Here is an 18,131-nt window from a genome sequence, read left to right as displayed (position 1 = left end):
GCCGCATTGCAAACGGCAAAACCTTCGGTTTCGCGGCGTTTGCGCCGTCTCTTGAACGAAATGCGACATGAAGGCAAGGGAGGGGGCGCGAGAACAGATTGAGCCAGCGCCATTGCCGGGAGGCGTCGCCTCGTTCCCTTGCCGGTCCGGGCTGCTACGGATAAAAACTCGGCAACGGCGAATGTGGGAGGCAGGATGGCGTTCAAACCCAGAAAGAACACGGCCGCGATCCCGCGCACGGCGCCTTCCTTCGAGCATATCGTCACCGAGGCGAGCGACAGTTTCCTGTGGCGGCTGGACGACTATCCCTGGGAGCGCAATGTCTGGAACTTCCACCCGGAATACGAGATCCACCTGCTGCGGAAATCCTCCGGCGTGGTCCTGGTCGGCGACCATATTGGCGAGTTCGGGCCGGGCTACCTGACCATCGTCGGTGGCGGCCTGCCGCATGACTGGGTCACCGCGGTGCAGCCAGGCGAGTTGATCGAGGGTCGCGACATCGTGCTGCAATTCGATCCCGAGCGGCTGCGTGGATCGGCTGACATGCTGCCGGAATTGCGCGAACTGGAGCCGTTCCTGGAACGGTCGCTGCGCGGCATGGTCTTCCACGGCGGGACCGCGCTTGAAGGCGCCGCGCTGATGGAGCGGATGGGTACGGTGCATGGGCTGGCCCGGTTCTGCCTGTTCCTCGAACTGGTCGACCTGCTGGCCCGGACCGATGAGTATGAGCTGTTGTCATCACCGAACTTCCAGCCGGTTCTCGACGCCGCCTCGCTCGACATCATCCAGCGCACCCTGACCTATCTGTTCCAGCATTTCGCCGAGGATCTGAAGCTGCCTGACGTGGCCGAGCTGGCCGGCATGAGCGAAAGCACCTTCTCGCGGTTCTTCCAGAAGAACACAGGCAATTCGTTCAGCGACCATCTTGCCAAGCTCAGGCTATGGCAGGCCTGCAAGCTGCTGGCCGACACCGATGTGCCGATCACTGACATCTGTTTCCAGGTCGGCTACATGAACATCTCCAACTTCAACCGCGCCTTCCTGCGCAAGCACAAGATGACGCCGACATCCTATCGCAAGCTGTCGCGGCAGCGTCTGGCGATGCGCGCATAAGCGCATCCTGAATCACCATTTTGGACCAGATCGATACTCGTGTGACGCGCCCCGTATGTGGACGCCGATTTTTGCGCTGCACAATGCATAAAAGTACAGGTCTGCTGCAACGGGGCTTCTAGCTTGGGCCATCGCAACCGCGCATTTTGGCGATGGGTGGCATGTCGTTCGGGCGATGGTGAGGATCGCGCAACCCGAGGACCTGCGTTTCCCGCCACGTATTCCTGGAGGAGAAAAGATCATGAAACCAGTTCGGCTCGCTGCCAGCCTTGGCGCAGCTTTCGTGCTTTCCGCTACCGTTTCAACCCTAGCCCTGGCGCAGGCGCCGGTCTGTTCGGCACCGGTCAAGGTGCTGGCGCAGCCACGCGACGGCCTGACGCTTCTGGAGGACTCAAAGGCCGAGTTCGAGAAGCTCTCCGGCGCGGGCTTCAAGATTGATTATCTCAACGAGAACGATCGCCGCGCCAAGTCGCGCGCGGACGCGTCCACAGTCGGCAACTACAACGTCTACTATGTCGATGAAGCGAATGTGGCGCTTTTCGCCTCGTCGAAGTGGATCGTGCCGCTGACCGATTTTTATCCGGCTGACTACGACTATGCCGACTTCGACCCAGGCCGCCAGAAGGTTGCCACCTATGACGGCAAGGTCTGGTTCGCGCCGCTGACCGGCGGCGGCGACCTGATGGTCTACCGCAAGGACGTGCTGGAGGCCGCCGGCATCCAGCCGCCCAAGACGCTGGACGAGCTGATCGCCGACGTGCCGAAGCTGACCAATGCCGACAAGGGCATGTATGGCATCGCGTTGCGCGGCGCACGCGGCTCGGGCGCCAATGTCTGGCGCTGGATGCCGTTCTTCAAGGCCTATGGCGGCAAGTGGTTCGATGGCGACAAGCCGGCCTTCAATTCCGAGGCCGCGGTCAAGGCGACCGAGACCTATCTGAAGCTGTTCAAGGATTCGGCACCCGGCACGCAGACCGGCAGCTGGGACGAATCGACCGGCGCCTTCCTGTCGGGCCAGGTCGCGATCCTCGTCGAATCGACGCCGCTTTCGGGCATGGCGGTCGACCCGAAAACCTCGCAAGTGGTCGGTAAGATCGGCTTCCTGCCGCCGCCCTCGCCACTCCCCGGCGGCGGTTACGGCCATGGCCTTGCCATCGCGGCAAAAGCCAATGCCGACGACGCTTCGAAGAAATGCGCCGGCCTGTTCATCGCCTGGGCGACGTCGAAGGAAAACGAGAAGCGCCGGCTCGACGCCCACCAATTCGGTGAGCTGAACCGCACCAGCATCCTGTCCAGCAAGGAGTTCGCCGATATCTACGGCGCCGATCTCGGCCAGGCGCTTGCCGAAACCGGCAAGGTGACGGCGGTGAACTTCTGGCAGGACCCACGCTGGCCGGATCTCGGCGACCGCTGGGGCATCATCCTTGAGGAATTGATCGCCGGCACGCGCACCGACGTCAAGGGCAGCCTCAACGAGCTCGAGGCCTATGCCAATGAGCTGGTGAAGAAGTAGGTCCCTCCCGCTTGCGGCGCGCGGTTCGCGGCAGTCTCGGGACTGCTGGATCCTGTGCGTCGCAGGAGGGCCCACCAGTCATGTCCAGATATCAAAGACACAGCAAGGCCTGAGACCAATGCCTCGACGTTCATCCCTGCCGGTCGCCTTTGTCGTGCCGACACTGGTCATTCTGCTGGTCCTGTCGATGGTGCCGACGCTCTACGCGGTCATCATCGCCCTGCAGAACCGCGAGCTGAGCTCGACGGCCTATTCCTGGGTCTGGTTCTCGAACTTTTTGGATCTATTCTCCGACCGCCGCTTCCTCAACGCCGTCTGGGTGTCGGTGAAGTGGGAGATCGTCACCGTCGTGGCGACAATGGCAGTGGCCATTGGGCTGGGCGTGTTGATGTTCGAGGTCGCGTCGCCGCGCCTGCGCAATCTTTACTGCCTGCTGTTCATCATCCCGGTGCTGCTGCCGCGCGTCTCGGCCGCCTTCGTGTGGAAGTTCGCCTACCATCCGCTCTACGGAATCGCCACCTACCCCTATCGGCTGCTCACCGGCGGGCTTATCTTCGACCCGCTGTCCAAGCCCGCGACGGCGCTGTTCGCGGTGGCTTCGGTCGATGTCTGGCAATGGGGCCTGTTCTTCGCCGTCATCGTGCTCAAGCTGCTGGAGACCTTGCCGCCGCAGCCGATCGAGGCGGCCAGGCTCGACCATGCCCGGCGCTGGCAGATCCACGCCTACGTCACCTTGCCGATGCTGAAGGCGCCGCTGATCAGCCTGATGTTCGTCAAGATGATCGAGTCGCTGCGCTCCTTCGACCTGATCTATGTGATGACCCGCGGCGGCCCCGGTGTGGCAACCGAAACGCTCGACATGTACGCCTTCTCGCAAGGCTTCATCGAGTCCGGCAAGGTCTCCTACGCCTCGGCCATGGCCGTGCTGATGATGATCGCCACGGTCATCACCTTCACCATGCTGTGGAAGCGGGTGCAGGCATGAAGCCCGGTCGCATCATCGCCAAGGCCGTCCTGGCCTTCGCCGGATTTCTGGCCGTGTTCCCGCTGCTGTGGACGGCGCTCAATTCACTGAAGAACAGCGTCGACATCATCACCCGCGTTCCCCGCCTGGTGTTCACGCCGACGCTTGCCAATATCAGCTACATCCTTGGCCGCGACAGCGTCATCACCGGCCTCTACAATTCGGTCATCGTTTGCGGCACGGCCGTGCTGATCGGCGTCGTGCTTGGCCTGCCCGCGGCCTACGCCGTAGCGCGCTATCCCAACCGCTGGGCCGGCGACATCCAGTTCTTCGTGCTGTCGCTGCGTTTCCTGCCGCCGGTGGCGGTGGCGATCCCGCTGATGGTGATCTGGCTGCAAATCGGCCTCTACGACACTTTGCCGGCTTTGATCGTCACCTATTCCCTGCTCACCATCTCGGTGATCATGTGGCTGGCCATTCCGGCCTTTCAGGCCGTGCCGAAAGAAATCGAGGAAGCCGCCTTCGTCGATGGTTACGGCGCTTACGCGGTGTTCTGGAGGATCGCGCTACCCGTGGCTGCCCGTTCGCTGATCGGCGCGGTTGCCTTCAGCTTCGTGCTGGTCTGGAACGAGTTCCTGATCGCGCTGATGCTGTCGAGTTCCAACGCAAAGACCTTGCCGATCGTCGCGTCCGAACTCTCCCAGCAAGGCATGAACGTGCCGTGGGGAATCTTGAACGCCTCGGTCGTGCTCCTGTCGCTGCCGCCGCTGCTTTTCCTCGGCGTGCTCAGCGGTTTCCTGAATTCCGTTTTCCGGCAAAAAAAGACTTGAAGTGAGGACGACCCGATGCGGGCTTTGGTACTTGAGAAAAAAGGCGAACTGTCGCTGCGCGAGATCGCGTTGCCACTCGATGTCGGACCCGACGATGTCAGGATCGCCATCCACACGGTCGGCGTCTGCGGCAGCGACGTGCACTATTATACGCATGGCGCCATCGGCAGCTATGTCGTGCGGGCGCCGATGGTGCTCGGCCACGAGGCCGCCGGCACAATCGTCGAGGTCGGCCCCAATGTCAGGAGTCTGAAGGTCGGCGACCGCGTCTGCATGGAGCCCGGCGTGCCGAACCTGTCGTCGCGCGCGACAAAACTCGGCATCTACAATGTCGACCCTGACGTTACCTTCTGGGCGACGCCGCCGGTGCATGGCATTCTTGCTCCCTATGCGGTGCACCCGGCGGCTTTCACCTACAGGCTGCCCGACAATGTCTCCTTCGCCGAGGGCGCCATGGTCGAGCCCTTTGCCATCGGCATGCAGGCTGCAAGCCGCGCCCGGATCGTTCCGGGCGATGTCGCGGTCGTTGTCGGCTGCGGCCCGATCGGCATCATGATCGCGCTTGCCGCCCTTGCCGGCGGCTGTTCGAAAGTGCTGATTTCCGATTTTTCCGCGCCCAAGCTGAAGATCGCAGCGCAATATGCCGGCATCGTGCCGGTCAACATCGGCGAGCAGTCGCTTGTCGATGCCGTCGCGGCCGCGACCGACAATTGGGGCGCCGACATCGTCTTCGAGGCGAGCGGCAGCCCCAAGGCTTTCGCCGACCTGTTCGATGTCGTGAGGCCAGGTGGCGCGGTGGTGCTGGTCGGGCTGCCGGTAGAGCCGGTGACCCTCAACGTGCCGGCGGCGATCTCGAAAGAAGTGCGCATCGAGACGGTGTTCCGCTATGCCAACATCTTCGACCGCGCCCTGCAACTCATCGCCTCCGGCAAGGTCGACCTCAAGCCCCTGATCACCGGCACCTATGATTTCGCCGACAGCATCCAGGCGTTCGAACGGGCCGCCGAAGGCAACCCGCAGGACGTCAAGCTGCAGATCCTGCTTACAGGCGAAAAGGGCTGACAATGTCCGCGATCGTTTGCTCCCATGTCGACAAGGCCTATGGCGCCACCACGGTCATCCGCGATCTCAACCTCAGCATTGAAGAGCACGAATTCGTCGTGTTCTTGGGCCCGTCCGGCTGCGGCAAGTCGACCTTGCTCAGGATGCTGGCGGGTCTGGAGGACATCAGCGGCGGCGAGGTTTCGATCGGAGGCAAGGTGGTCAACGACCTCGATCCGGGGGATCGCGGCATCGCCATGGTTTTCCAGAACTACGCGCTCTATCCGCACATGACGATCTTCGACAACATCGCCTTCGGGCTGCGGCGCCAGAAGGTGCCGGCGGCCGAGATCCGCAAGCGGGTCGAAGCGGTTTCGAGGACGCTGGGGCTCGATCCCTATCTCGGCCGCAAGCCGGCCGAACTTTCCGGCGGCCAGCAGCAGCGCGTGGCGATCGCCCGGGCCATGATCAAGACGCCCAAGGTGTTCTTGTTCGACGAGCCCTTGTCCAATCTCGACGCCAAATTGCGCAACCATATGCGCGTCGAGATCGCGCGGCTGCACCAGTCGCTGAAGACCACAACTGTCTATGTCACCCATGACCAGCTGGAGGCGATGACGCTCGCCGACCGCATCGTGCTGCTCAAGGACGGCGTCATCGAGCAGATCGGCTCGCCAGCGGAAATCTACCGGCGGCCGGGCAATATTTTCGTGGCCGGCTTCATCGGCACGCCGAACATGAATTTTGTCGATGTGACGGTCGCCCGGGCCGGCAACGGCTGGACGCTGACCGGCGCCGGAACGGTGCTTTCGATGGACGGGGCGGGCTTTCATCTCCAGCCGGGCGGTCGCGCCGTGCTGGGCATCCGCCCGCCGGACCTGAAGACGGCCGGCGCCGGCGCCGCCGGCATATTGCAAGGCACTGCCGATCTCATCGAATTCCATGGCAATGACGCGCTGGTGACCTTCGGCTCCGGCGGCAAGGAGATCAGCGCTCTGGTTCCGGCGCGCGAATGCCCGGTGCTGCATGCTCCCGTCCGCTATGCGTTCGAGGAGGAAGCGATCCACCTGTTCGACGCGACATCGGGCGCGTCCCTGCGCAAGCAATAGAGCGCCAAAACCTACCGGATGGCGTCGAGCACCTGCCGCTGCCGGTGCATTTCCAGGAAAATGCGGTAGTCGCGATCGAAGCGGGCGCCGGCCGCCGGGTTGGCGGCGCGTGTCTTGCCGCCCTGCTGCATGGCAAGGCAGGCGGCGTTGAGATCGGGGAACAGCCCGGCGGCGGTCGCCGCCACCATGCCGGTGCCGAGCAGCACTGCCTCGTCGGCCAGCGGCTCGACCACCGTACAGCCGGTGGCGTCGGCATAGAGCTCCATCAAGAGCGGGTTCTTGGTGTGGCCGCCGGTGACGTGCAGCGTGTCGATCAGGTAGCCGTTCTCGTTCAGCGCCTCCAGCACATGGCGCACGCCGAGCGCGATGCCGACGGCGGTGCGCCAGTAGAGCTTGCACAGGCTGTCGAAAGACGAATCCAGCGTCAGCCCGCTGACGACGCCGACGGCGTGCGGGTCGGCGAGAGGGGAGCGGTTGCCGTGGAAATCCGGGAGCACGTGTAATCGGGGGGCAAGGTTCTCGCCCTCGGCGGCGCGCAGTTCGGCGACGCGCGCGGCGATCCTGGCATGCATGGCCGCGTTCGGCTCGCCGCCGGCACCGTGCCAGCGGATGATGTGGTCGAGCAACGCCCCGGTCGCCGACTGGCCACCCTCCGACAACCACAGCCCCGGCAGCGCGGCGCCGTAGTAAGGGCCCCATACGCCGGCGAAAGGCTGCGGGTCGGGCGACATCGCCATGACGCAGGAGGATGTGCCTGCGATCAGCGCCAGATGGCGGCCAATATTCTGGTCGTCGCCGGCAAAGCCGCCGAGCACGCCAAGCGCCCCGGCATAGGCATCGATGACGCCGGCGCCGACGCGGCAGTTTTCGGTCAGGCCGAGTTCCGCCGCTGCCTGCGCTGTCAACGGGCCGATATCGACGCCAACCGGGCTTGCCTTTTCGGGCAGATTGCCATGGTCAAAAAGATCGTCGAGGCCGACGAGTTCGAAGAAGTCGCGCTGCCATGCGATGTCCTGGTGCGCCAGATAAGTCCACTTCGCTGTCAGCGTGCATTGCGAGCGGGCCAGCGAGCCCGTTGCCTTCCAGGTCAGGAAATCGGCCAGGTCGAACAGATAGCCGGCTTCATTCCATGTCTTCGGTAGATTTCGCTTGAGCCACATCAGCTTCGGCGTCGCCATCTCGGGCGACATGACGCCGCCGATATAGTTCAGCACCTCGTGGCCGCTCGCCGTGCATTCGTCGGCCTCGGCGATGGCGCGGTGGTCGAGCCAGACAATGGTGTCCCAGCGCTTATCGCCGCTCGTCGACACACTGAGCTGGCCGCCTTGCCTGTCCCGCACGACCAGAGAACAGGTGGCATCGAAGGAAATACCGGCAATATCCCCGGCTGCGACGCCGGCTTTTTCCCGCGCTGCACGCACGGCTGTGCAGACAGCGGACCAGATATCGCGCGAATCGTGCTCGGCATGATCGGGCTTCGGCTGGTTCATGGCGATCGGCCGCTCGGCACGGCCGAGCAAGGCGCCACTGGCGTCGAGAATGCCCGCGCGAGCGCTCCCGGTGCCGACATCGACCGCGCAGACAAACTGTTTCGTCAAGATGCTCTAACTCTCGCTCCCAGGCCTGCAATCAGATCGGGCAATTGCAGCATGTCAGCGAATATAAAGTCCGGTTCGGTCGACGCAAGCCGCGCTTTCAATCCCGGATTGCCGGCGTGCGCGCCGCCGGTAAAGGCAAGGACGCGCATGCCTGCCGCGCGTGCGGCGGCGACACCGGCCGGGCTGTCCTCGATGACGAGACATCCGCGCGGATGGGCTCGCATGGTCGCGGCGGCGTGGAGGAACAGGTCGGGCGCCGGCTTTCCCTTGGCAACCATGGCAGCGCTGAACAGATGTGGCTCCATCAGCGTCAGCAGACCGGTGACATCGAGCGCGTAACGAATGCGTTCCAGCGTGCCGGAAGAGGCGACGCAGTACGGCAGGCCGAGGTTCGACAGCATCTCCTTGACGCCGGGGATCGGCTTCAGCTCCTCGCAAAACTTTCGCATGAGGTCGACACGCATGGCGGTGAGATGCTGATCGGTGATCTCCAGGCCGAAGTCGCGGCTGAGGATCTCGCGCACGCTTTTCATGCTCTTGCCTAGGAAATGCTCGTAGGCAGCGTCCTCGCCGAGACTGCCGCCCGCGAGTTCGATCATGCCGAGCAGCGCCGAAACGGAGAGCGCCTCGCTGTCGACCAGCACGCCGTCGCAGTCGAAGATGACCAGTTCAGGCGTCATGATGCCGGCTGGCTCTCAGAGCTTGCTGGCGAGATAGCGCGTCAGCGTGGTGCGCGTGCCATTGGCCCAGAGCACGTTGAGCGCGTGGGCGAAGGCCTCGACGAAGGCGGCGGCGCGGCCGACATCGCCATAGATATCGTCCATCGCAAGCCACGCGGCGGGCGCGTCCTTTGCCGCCTTCGCCGTTGCCTTCAGCCGGTCCCAGCCGGGGTCGTTGGGCTCGACGACGGCGCCGCTGTCCGTCGTGCCGAAGCAGTAACGGCACCAAAGGGCCGATTCCAGCGCAAGTCCGGCAACGCCTTTGCCGGCCTTCAGGCGGTCGGCGATGGTCGGGATGATGAATTTCGGCTGGCGATTGGACCCGTCGAGGCAGAGCCGGCGCACCGTGTCGCCGATCTTGGGATTGGAGAAGCGCTTCTCGATAAGCTGGTAATAGTCTTCCAGCACCGTGTCCGGCACCGGCGGCACGGTCGGGATAATCTCGTCGTGCTCGAGCTTGTCGAGGAACCCGCGCACCAGCGGCTCCTGCATCGCTTCATGGACGAAGTGGATGTCCATCAGCCCGGCCGGATAGGCGATGGTGGCGTGGCCGCCATTGAGGATGCGGATCTTCATCAGCTCATAAGGGGCGACGTCCTTGACGAACTGCACGCCGACCTTTTCCAGCGCCGGGCGGCCATCGGTGAAATGGTCTTCCAGCACCCATTGCCGGAACGGCTCGCAGAACACCGGCCAATTGTCCTCGAGGCCGAAATCGTCGGCGAGGATCTTGCGCTCGCGGTCGCTGGTTGCCGGCGTAATGCGGTCGACCATGGCGTTCGGGAAGGCGACCTTGTCGCTGACCCAGTTCGCCAGATCCTCGTCGATCAGGCGGGCAAGGCCGATCACGCCATCCGACGTGACATGGCCGTTGTGGGGAATGTTGTCGCAGGACATCACGGTGAACGGCACGATACCATCCTCGCGGCGTCGCACCAGCCCGGCCAGGATGATGCCGAACACAGTCTTTGGTGTGGCGCCCGGCTGCGCGTCCGCGACGATGTCGGGATGGGTCGGGTTGAAGACGCCGGAAGCCGGGTCGATGAAATAGCCGCCTTCGGTGATGGTCAGCGAAACGATCCTGATCGCCGGGTCGGCCAGCCGATCGATGATGGCGCCGGCATCGCCCGGCATCAGGAAATCGATCATCGCGCCGGTGACGCGGGCGCTCATATGGCCCTCGTCCTGCTCGACCACGGTGGTCAGCCAGTCCTGCTCTTCAAGCTTGCCGCGGCCGATCTTCTCGCCGTCGAACACGCCGGCGCCGACCAGCGCCCAATCATGACCGATGCCCTGACCGAACAGGTCGTCGAGATAGACGGCCTGGTGCGAGCGGTGAAAATTGCCGACACCGAAATGCACGATGCCGGCTTTCAGCGCCGAGCGGTCATAGTTGGGACCTGCGACCTTGGGCGGAAGCCCGGCGAGGCTCGAGGAAGAAAGTTTCACGGTCATCTGCTTTACCCTTTGGCCGATTTGCAGCCCGACTGTTTCGCCTCCTTCGGGAGGGCGAGGGTGAGGGGCCGCACCTGGTGTTCCAGCATGCGGCCCCTCACCCGCCCCCGCGGCGCCTTCTCCGGAGGAAAGAAAGAGGCGCCGTCCCCCTCAAATCGTTCTTTTCAACTCATCCATTGGCCGCCATCGACATTGTAGGTCTGGGCAACGATGTATTCGGCCTCGTCACTGGCGAGGAACACGGCCATGCCGGAGAGGTCTTCCGGCTTGCCCATGCGGCCGTAAGGCACGCCTTCGCCGACCAGCCGCTTTTTCTCGCCCTTCGGCCGGTTCTCGTATTTGGCGAACAAGGCATCGACCTCGTCCCACATATCGCTGTCGACGACGCCGGGCGCGATGCCGTTGACGTTGATGCGGTGTTTGATCAGATCGAGCCCGGCCGACTGGGTCAGCGAGATGACCGCGGCCTTGGTGGCACAATAGACCGCGACCAGCGGCTCGCCGCGACGCCCGGCCTGGCTTGCCATGTTGATGATCCTGCCGCCCTTGCCCCGCGCGATCATCGACCGGGCGGCTGCCTGCAGCATGAACAGCGTGCCAGCGACATTGACTGAGAAAAGCTTTTCATAGCTCGCCCGAGATACCTCCACGATCGGCGCCAGGTCGAACAGAGCGGCGTTGTTGATCAGGATGTCGAGACCGCCCGCCTTGTCCTCCACCGCCTTCACCGCGGCATCGATGGATGCCTGATCGGTGACGTCGAGTTTCACGGGATAGGCATTGTCGCCGATCGCGGCGGCCGTCTTCTGCGCGGCTTCAAGGTTGATATCGGCGATCGCGACAGTGGCACCCTCGCGCACATAGGCTTCGGCGAAAGCCCTGCCGATGCCTCGCGCCGATCCCGTGATCAGCGCCGATTTGCCTTGCAGCCTCACTGTCCTATCCTCACCGGCCCATCCTCATTGGCCCATCCTCACTGGCCCATCCTCACTGGGCCATCGCCTTGCCGTCAGCGCCGAAGCGATGCAACTTGGCTTGGTCAGGGGTGAGATAGATGGTGTCGCCATGGCGAACCGCCAGTTCGCCGTCGGCACGCACCGTCAGCGGCCCGACGCCGTCGGCTTGAACGTGCAGGAACGTGTCGGAGCCCAGATGCTCGGCAACGCCGACCGTCGCCTTCCAGTCGCCCGCCGTGGTCGAGATCTGCATATGTTCGGGCCGGATGCCGATGGTCTTGGCGGTATATTTGCCAGCCGGCGCGCCTTCGATCAGGTTCATCTTGGGCGAGCCTATGAAGCCGGCGACGAACAGGTTCTTCGGCGTCTTGTAGAGCTCCATCGGCGAGCCGACCTGCTCGATGTTGCCGGCGTTGAGCACGACGATCTTGTCGGCCATGGTCATGGCCTCGACCTGGTCGTGGGTGACGTAGATCATCGTGGTCTTGAGCTGATGGTGCAGTTCGCTGATCTCCAGCCGCATGGTGCCGCGCAGTGCCGCGTCGAGGTTGGACAGCGGCTCATCGAACAGGAAGGCCGAGGGTTGGCGCACAATGGCGCGGCCGATGGCGACGCGCTGGCGCTGGCCGCCGGAGAGCTGGCCGGGACGGCGTTCGAGGTAATTGGTGAGGTTGAGCACGCGCGCCGCGTCCTTCACCTTCCTGTCGATGGTCGCCTGGTCCTCGCCCGCCATCTTCAGCGGGAAGGCGATGTTCTTGGCCACCGTCATATGCGGGTAGAGCGCATAGGACTGGAACACCATGGCGAGCTTGCGCTTGGCCGGCGCCTCGCCGGTGACGTCGCGGCCATCGATGTTGATGGTGCCGCCGCTGGTGTCCTCAAGGCCGGCGATCAGCCTGAGTAGCGTGGACTTGCCGCAACCCGATGGGCCGACGAAAACGACGAACTCGCCGTTTTCGATCACCAGGTCGAGGCCGGGGATGATGGACGTCGAACCAAAGGACTTGGAGACGTTCTTGAGCGTGATGTTTCCCATGGTTTCCTTCCCCGAGGGCTGTTTTTCGCCGATTGCTTCAGGCAATTTCCGTCACTTCACCGCGCCAAATGTCAGGCCGCGCACCAGCTGCTTCTGGCTGAACCAGCCCATGATCAGGATCGGCGCGATGGCCAGCGTCGAGGCGGCCGAAAGCTTGGCCCAGAACAAGCCCTGCGGGCTGGAGAAGGAACTGATGAAGGCGGTGAGCGGTGCGGCTTCCGTGGTGGTCAGCCGGATCGTCCAGAACGCCTCGTTCCAGGCCAGGATGATGTTGAGCAGCATGGTCGAGGCGATGCCCGGCACCGCCATCGGCGTCAGCACGTACCAGATTTCACCCCACAAGGATGCGCCGTCCATACGCGAGGCTTCCAGGATTTCGCCCGGGATTTCGCGGAAGTAGGTGTAGAGCATCCAGACCACGATCGGCAGGTTGATCAGCATCAGCATGATCATCAGGCCGATGCGCGAGTCCAGCAGGCCGAGATTGCGGAAGATCAGGTAGATCGGGAACAGCACGGCGACCGCCGGCATCATCTTGGTGGACAGCATCCACATCAATATGTCCTTGGTCCGCTTGGTCGGCGAAAACGCCATCGACCAGGCCGCCGGAATGGCGACCAACAGCGCCAGGATGGTCGAGCCGACCGAAAGCAGCACCGAGTTCAGGAAGAACTTGAAATAGCCGCTCTGCGCCTGGACTTCGGCATAGCTCTCGAAGGTCCCGGAGGGGATCAGGTTGAAGCCCTGGATCGCTTCCTGTTCCGACTTGAACGAGGTGATGATCGTATAGAGGATCGGGAAGAAGATCAGCAGCGCGACGGCCCAGGCGGCAATTGTCGCGATTGTCTTGTGCTGGGTGGTGACTGAGCGTGCCATCGTATCCTCCCTTATTTGTCCAGATTCTTGCCGACGGCGCGCATGGCGAAGAAGGCGACGATGTTGGCGAGAATGACGGCGATCACGCCGCCCGCGGATGCCTGGCCGATTTTGAATTCCAGCAACGCCTTCTGGTAGACGAGGAAGGGCAGGTTGGTGGAGGCGTATCCAGGACCGCCATTGGTGGTGACCAGGATCTCGGCGTAGACCGACAGCAGGAAAATCGTCTGGATCAGGATGACAACGGTAATCGCCCGCGACATGTGCGGCAGCGTCAGATAGATGAAGCGGCTGATGAAGCCGGCCCCGTCCATCTCAGCGGCTTCCTTCTGCTCGCCGTCGAGCGACTGCAACGCGGTCAAGAGGATCAATGTCGCGAAAGGCAGCCACTGCCAGGCGACGATGATGATGATCGCTGTCATCGGATGCTGGCCGAACCAGTCGATCGGCTGTCCCCCGAAGAAGCGCGCTATGTCGGCGAACACGCCATATTGCGGATGCATGATCATGTTCTTCCAGACCAATGCGGCCACCGGCGGCATGACAAAGAACGGCGAGATGACGAGGATGCGCACGATCCCCTGGCCCCACATTGGCTGATCGATGAGCAGCGCCAGCAGGATGCCGCCGATCACCGTGATCAGCAGCACGCTGACCACCAGGACAAGCGTGTTGAGGATCGACTGCAGGAAGGCCGGATTGGAGTAGAACAGCGCGTAGTTGGATAAGCCGACGAACCCGTCGCGCATCGGGTTGAGCGGATTGTACTGCTGGAAGGAGAACCAGATCGTGATGACCAGCGGCACGATCATCCAGACGAACAGCAGCACCACGGAAGGCGCCATCATGAATCGGGCAAGCGAACGGGTCTGCTGAGTAGCCATGACGGTCACCCTTCAAGGATCAGGCTGAATTTTCACAGGCTCTGGAAAGGCGGCCGCCCGAACTGGGTTTCGGGCGGCCGTTGCCGGTCAAGGAGGTGACCGGCGTTCGGCACCGGGAGGAGCCTTACTTGATGTAACCGCCCTCGGTCATCGACGCGGTGGCGGCGTCCTGGGCCTGCTTCAGCGCATCGTCGACGCTCGACTGGCCGGCAAGAGCCGCCGAGAAGAGCTGGCCGACGGTGGTGCCAAGGCCCTGGAATTCAGGGATGGCGACAAACTGCACGCCGACATAGGGCACCGGCTTGACGGTCGGATGCGTCGGGTCGGCGGCATTGATGGAGTCCAGCGTCATCTTGGCGAACGGAGCCGCCTTCTGGTACTCGGGATTGGCATAGAGCGAGGAGCGTGTGCCTGGAGGCACGTTCGCCCAGCCTTCCTTCGACGCGACGAGCTCAGCATAGTGCTTGCTGGTCGCCCAGGACACGAACTTCTCGGCGGCATCTGCCTTCTGCGTGCCGGCCGGGATCGCCAGCGACCACGCCCACAGCCAGTTGCCGCGCTTGCCCAAGCCATTATCCGGCGCCAGTGCATAGCCGACCTTGTCGGCGACAGTAGAGTTCTTCGGGTCGGAGACGAAGGAGGCGGCGACGGTGGCGTCGATCCACATGCCGCACTTGCCCTGCTGGAAGAGCGCCAGGTTTTCGTTGAAGCCGTTGGACGAGGCGCCCTCGGGACCGTCGGCCTTCATCAGGTCGACATAGAACTGCAGCGTCTTCTTCCATTCCGGCTGATCGAACTGCGGCTTCCAGTTCTCGTCGAACCAGCGGGCGCCGAAGGAGTTCGACATGGCCGTCAGGAAGGCCATGTTCTCGCCCCAGCCGGCCTTGCCGCGCAGGCAGACGCCGTTCACGCCACTGGCGCGATCGGTCATCTTGTCGGCCGCCTGCTTGATGAAGTCCCAGGTCGGGGCATCAGGCATTTTGAGGCCGGCCTTTTCCATCAGGTCCTTGCGGTACATGACGAAGGAGCTCTCACCATAGAAAGGCGCGGCGTAGAGCTTGCCATCGACCGAGAGGCCACCGGCAATGGCCGGAATGATGTCCTTGGCATCATAGTCGTCGCCGAGCTTGTCGAGCGGCAGGAGCCAGCTCTGCTTGGCCCAGATCGGAACCTCGTAGGTGCCGATGGTCATCACGTCATACTGGCCACCCTTGGTGGCGATGTCGGTGGTGACGCGCTCGCGCAGCACGTTCTCTTCGAGCGTGACCCAGTTGAGCTGGATGTCCGGGTTAGCCTTGGTGAAGTCGTCGGTCAGCTTCTGCATGCGGACCATATCGCCATTATTGACGGTGGCGATGGTGATGGATTCGGCGTGTGCGGCGAATGCAAGCGTGCTGGCCGACAACAAGCCCAGGGTGAGCGTGCGAAGTTTCATCAAATTCCTCCCATAAACCAAGTTGAGCATTTGCCTTGGTTGTGAGCAATTACTCACTTAGTCTTAATTATGTCAAGCCGGATTCGATGCTGCAGCGCAGCACACGGCCGGCAAATGGGGTGGAGGTTCGGCGACAGCGCTCGGATTGCTGCGGCTGGCGTCCAGGCAGCGGGGTCAAAGCCTCTCGAACGGCTATCGTTTGTTGCCCCGGTCTGACGTCAGCTTATGTGCCGGTCAGCAGGCGATCTCAGCCAGCAGCCAGTCGCGGAAGGCGCGGATCTTGGGCACGTTGCGGCGCGCCTCGGGGTAGACCAGCCAGTAGGCGTGCCCGTCGTCGCCGACCAGGTCGAATGGCTGGATCAGCCGGCCGTCGGCGAGTTCGGCCTTGAACAGCGCCCGGGTCAGGATCGCCACGCCATGGCCCGATATGGCCGCGTTGGCTTCGTAGGCCTGCGCGCCCATGCTGCTGCCGGGCCGCTTGGCAAGGTCGTGGCTGTGCACGCCGGCGGCCTCGAACCACTGCGTCCACCAGATGTCGCTTGGGTCGAGGATCGGCAGCTTGAGCAGATCGGCCGGCTCGTTGATGCCGCCGATGCTCGCCGCGAGCTTCGGGCTCAGCATCGGCGTAAAATCGGCGTCGAGCAGCTTGTGGGCTTCCAGCCCCGGCCATTTGCCGCCGCCCGAACGGATGGCGAGGTCGACATCCTCGCGGGCGAAATCGGTCAGCCGGCTCGACGTGTCGAGCCGCACGGCAAGGGACGGATGCGCGATCTGGAATGCGCCCAGATGGTGCGCCAGCCAGTTCGAGGCAAAGGTCAGCACCGTGGTGACGCACAACAACCCGTCGGCGCCACCGCGCGCGGCGGCGTAGGCTTGGCTAAGAATGGCAAAGGCCTCGCTGACCGCCGGCGCCAGGCGCTGGCCGGCTTCGGTCAGTTCGATCTGTCGCGGCCGGCGCAGGAACAGCGGAGTGCCGACGCGATCCTCCAGCACCTTGATCTGATAGCTGACCGCCGCCTGCGTCATGGCGAGCTCCCCGGCGGCCTTGGTGAAGGAAAGATGCCGCGCCACAGCCTCGAACACCCGGATCGCCTGCAATGGCGGCAGCTGCGAAACCTGTGGCGCGCTGAGGTCAGGCATAAAACCTCCTTATGGGTCGTTATCGACGTTCGATTGGCAAAAGCGGCTGGCAAGGCCGACATTCATCCTCAACCCGTCATTCGGGTTCAGGATAACGAAGGTTGACGATCATGACCATGGCGCAGCAAAAATGCACTCCCGCTCCCGATCATCGCTGGATTTCGTGGCTTGCGGACGGATTTGGCTGGTTCGCGACCAGAAAAAGGGCGCATCTCGACATCAGGGACCTGTCGCCGCATCTGCAGCGCGACCTCGGTTTCCTCGATGGCAACGATCCTTTCGGCCGGCACCAATAGCCTTGCTGGCTTTATCGCGAAGCCGTCAAATGCTGGCCAGCAGGGCGGCCGCCGTCCGCTCGTCGGTGATGAGCCCGTTGACCAGCCGTCGGTTGACCGCCGCCATGATGCCGGGCAGCTTGCGCTCGCCCATGGCGAGCGCGATCACCAGCGACTTCTCGCGCGACGGCAGCGCCGCCGACGACACCCGGTCATTGGTGATGCCGTCGATCATGCGGCCCTCGCGATCGAACACCCAGCCAACGATTTCAGCGACGCCGCCGGCTTTCTGCAAGGCTTTCAGTTCGCTTTCGGAAATGAAGCCATCCTCGTAGAGCGGCGCCTTCGGGCCAAGGTCGCCGATACCGATGAAGGTGACGTCGGCCTCCGCCGCAAGCACCAGTGTCGGCTGGATCATCGGCTGGGCGAGCAGCATCTCGCGCTCCTGCGGCGAGGAGGCGATGACCGGCAGCGGCATTGGGAAGGACCGCGCCTTGACCCTGTCGGCCATGGTGAAAATAACGTTGTAGAAAGCGGCCGAGCCGTCCGGCGAGATGTTGCCGGTCAAGGACACCACCTTGTGCTGCGGGCATTCCATCGGCGGCAATTGTTCGATCGCCGCCTTCAGCGTGCGTCCAGTGCCGATGCCCATGACGATCGGCGTTGGCGACCGCAACCGCCGCTCGATCTCGGCGGCCGCCGCTTCGGCGATGCCGATGGTGGTGGAGGATGAATTGGGATCGCTCGGCACCACCTCGACCAGGTCGAGCGCAAAGCGCGATTTCAGCCGCGCGGCAAGATCCAGGCAGTTGGCGATCGGATGATCGACGCGGACCTTGATCAGGCCTTCCGACACCGCCAGCGACACCAGCCGCTGCGCCGTCTGCCTCGAGATGCCGAGCGTGGCGGCTATCTGGTCCTGTGTGTTGCCGGCAACATAATAGAGCCAGCCGGCGCGCGCGGCGTCGTCCAGCCTGTTGCTGCCGCTGTCCTGCCGGGTATTCACGTCCTGCCTCCCGAAATCGCCGATCATCAGGCGGTCGTATCAGTTTCGCAGGGAATGATCGCCTGCGCAATTGTCAATCTCAAGAGCAAATGCTTGCGCCGAAGCCGCGGTGGTTCTCCGCCGGCATTCCTATCGGAGAAGGCGCGGCGGGTCCGTTTTACCATCTGGAAGCATGTTGAAT

At 63.4% G+C, this 18,131-nt stretch carries 17 protein-coding genes; 7 read left to right on the top strand and 10 right to left on the bottom strand.

Features of this window, described 5'->3' with window-relative positions; all coding sequences use genetic code 11:
• The first annotated feature begins 195 nt into the window (after window positions 1-195).
• From ACVWWD_RS09435 to ACVWWD_RS09410, 6 genes are all read left to right on the top strand, one after another.
• Window positions 196-1,113: an AraC family transcriptional regulator gene (locus ACVWWD_RS09435; RefSeq protein WP_352549905.1), complete on the top strand. Its 918-nt coding sequence runs from the start codon at window positions 196-198 to the stop codon at window positions 1,111-1,113.
• A gap of 241 nt (window positions 1,114-1,354) precedes the next feature.
• Window positions 1,355-2,626, top strand: coding sequence for an ABC transporter substrate-binding protein (locus ACVWWD_RS09430; RefSeq protein WP_023772227.1), 1,272 nt, complete (start codon window positions 1,355-1,357; stop codon window positions 2,624-2,626).
• A 118-nt stretch (window positions 2,627-2,744) separates the two neighbouring features.
• Window positions 2,745-3,611: a carbohydrate ABC transporter permease gene (locus ACVWWD_RS09425; protein ID WP_352549906.1), complete on the top strand. Its 867-nt coding sequence runs from the start codon at window positions 2,745-2,747 to the stop codon at window positions 3,609-3,611.
• Complete coding sequence (locus ACVWWD_RS09420; protein ID WP_352549907.1) at window positions 3,608-4,420, top strand: carbohydrate ABC transporter permease; 813 nt, start codon at window positions 3,608-3,610, stop codon at window positions 4,418-4,420. The genes ACVWWD_RS09425 and ACVWWD_RS09420 overlap by 4 nt, the downstream gene beginning before the upstream one ends.
• 15 nt (window positions 4,421-4,435) lie before the next feature.
• Window positions 4,436-5,482: an NAD(P)-dependent alcohol dehydrogenase gene (locus ACVWWD_RS09415; RefSeq protein WP_023772224.1), complete on the top strand. Its 1,047-nt coding sequence runs from the start codon at window positions 4,436-4,438 to the stop codon at window positions 5,480-5,482.
• A 2-nt stretch (window positions 5,483-5,484) separates the two neighbouring features.
• Complete coding sequence (locus ACVWWD_RS09410; protein WP_352549908.1) at window positions 5,485-6,570, top strand: ABC transporter ATP-binding protein; 1,086 nt, start codon at window positions 5,485-5,487, stop codon at window positions 6,568-6,570.
• Window positions 6,571-6,581: 11 nt separating this feature from the next.
• On the opposite strand, the gene ACVWWD_RS09405 is transcribed toward ACVWWD_RS09410, so the two are convergent.
• The 9 genes from ACVWWD_RS09405 to gcvA form a co-directional block, all read right to left on the bottom strand.
• Window positions 6,582-8,168 (bottom strand): FGGY-family carbohydrate kinase, encoded by a 1,587-nt coding sequence (locus ACVWWD_RS09405; RefSeq protein ID WP_352549909.1) that lies wholly within the window; start codon window positions 8,166-8,168, stop codon window positions 6,582-6,584.
• A complete protein-coding gene (locus ACVWWD_RS09400) occupies window positions 8,165-8,848 on the bottom strand; it encodes an HAD family hydrolase (RefSeq protein ID WP_352549910.1) in 684 nt (227 codons plus the stop codon). Before ACVWWD_RS09400 ends, ACVWWD_RS09405 begins: the two co-directional genes overlap by 4 nt.
• 15 nt (window positions 8,849-8,863) lie before the next feature.
• Window positions 8,864-10,342 carry a mannitol dehydrogenase family protein gene (locus tag ACVWWD_RS09395; RefSeq protein ID WP_457103037.1) on the bottom strand — a complete coding sequence of 493 codons (1,479 nt, stop codon included), beginning with the start codon at window positions 10,340-10,342 and terminating at the stop codon, window positions 8,864-8,866.
• Between the two features lie 164 nt (window positions 10,343-10,506).
• A complete protein-coding gene (locus ACVWWD_RS09390) occupies window positions 10,507-11,277 on the bottom strand; it encodes an L-iditol 2-dehydrogenase (RefSeq protein WP_352552943.1) in 771 nt (256 codons plus the stop codon).
• A 52-nt stretch (window positions 11,278-11,329) separates the two neighbouring features.
• Window positions 11,330-12,334, bottom strand: coding sequence for an ABC transporter ATP-binding protein (locus ACVWWD_RS09385; RefSeq protein ID WP_023772217.1), 1,005 nt, complete (start codon window positions 12,332-12,334; stop codon window positions 11,330-11,332).
• A gap of 51 nt (window positions 12,335-12,385) precedes the next feature.
• Window positions 12,386-13,210, bottom strand: coding sequence for a carbohydrate ABC transporter permease (locus tag ACVWWD_RS09380; RefSeq protein ID WP_023772216.1), 825 nt, complete (start codon window positions 13,208-13,210; stop codon window positions 12,386-12,388).
• 11 nt (window positions 13,211-13,221) lie between these two features.
• Window positions 13,222-14,094: a carbohydrate ABC transporter permease gene (locus tag ACVWWD_RS09375; protein WP_023772215.1), complete on the bottom strand. Its 873-nt coding sequence runs from the start codon at window positions 14,092-14,094 to the stop codon at window positions 13,222-13,224.
• A gap of 124 nt (window positions 14,095-14,218) precedes the next feature.
• The gene (locus ACVWWD_RS09370) at window positions 14,219-15,529 is read right to left on the bottom strand and encodes an ABC transporter substrate-binding protein (RefSeq protein WP_023772214.1); all 1,311 of its coding nucleotides are present in this window, start codon (window positions 15,527-15,529) and stop codon (window positions 14,219-14,221) included.
• Between the two features lie 234 nt (window positions 15,530-15,763).
• Window positions 15,764-16,669, bottom strand: coding sequence for a transcriptional regulator GcvA (gene gcvA, locus ACVWWD_RS09365; RefSeq protein ID WP_023772213.1), 906 nt, complete (start codon window positions 16,667-16,669; stop codon window positions 15,764-15,766).
• A gap of 110 nt (window positions 16,670-16,779) precedes the next feature.
• Here gcvA and ACVWWD_RS09360 point away from each other — a divergent pair, with 110 nt between their 5' ends.
• Window positions 16,780-16,965 (top strand): hypothetical protein, encoded by a 186-nt coding sequence (locus ACVWWD_RS09360; RefSeq protein ID WP_023772212.1) that lies wholly within the window; start codon window positions 16,780-16,782, stop codon window positions 16,963-16,965.
• 25 nt (window positions 16,966-16,990) lie between these two features.
• Here ACVWWD_RS09360 and ACVWWD_RS09355 read toward each other — a convergent pair whose 3' ends face one another.
• A complete protein-coding gene (locus tag ACVWWD_RS09355) occupies window positions 16,991-17,950 on the bottom strand; it encodes a sugar-binding transcriptional regulator (protein ID WP_023772211.1) in 960 nt (319 codons plus the stop codon).
• Window positions 17,951-18,131 lie beyond the last annotated feature (181 nt).

It is taken from the genome of Mesorhizobium sp. URHB0026, from assembly GCF_054059755.1.
This window is presented reverse-complemented; position numbering and strand designations above follow the sequence as displayed.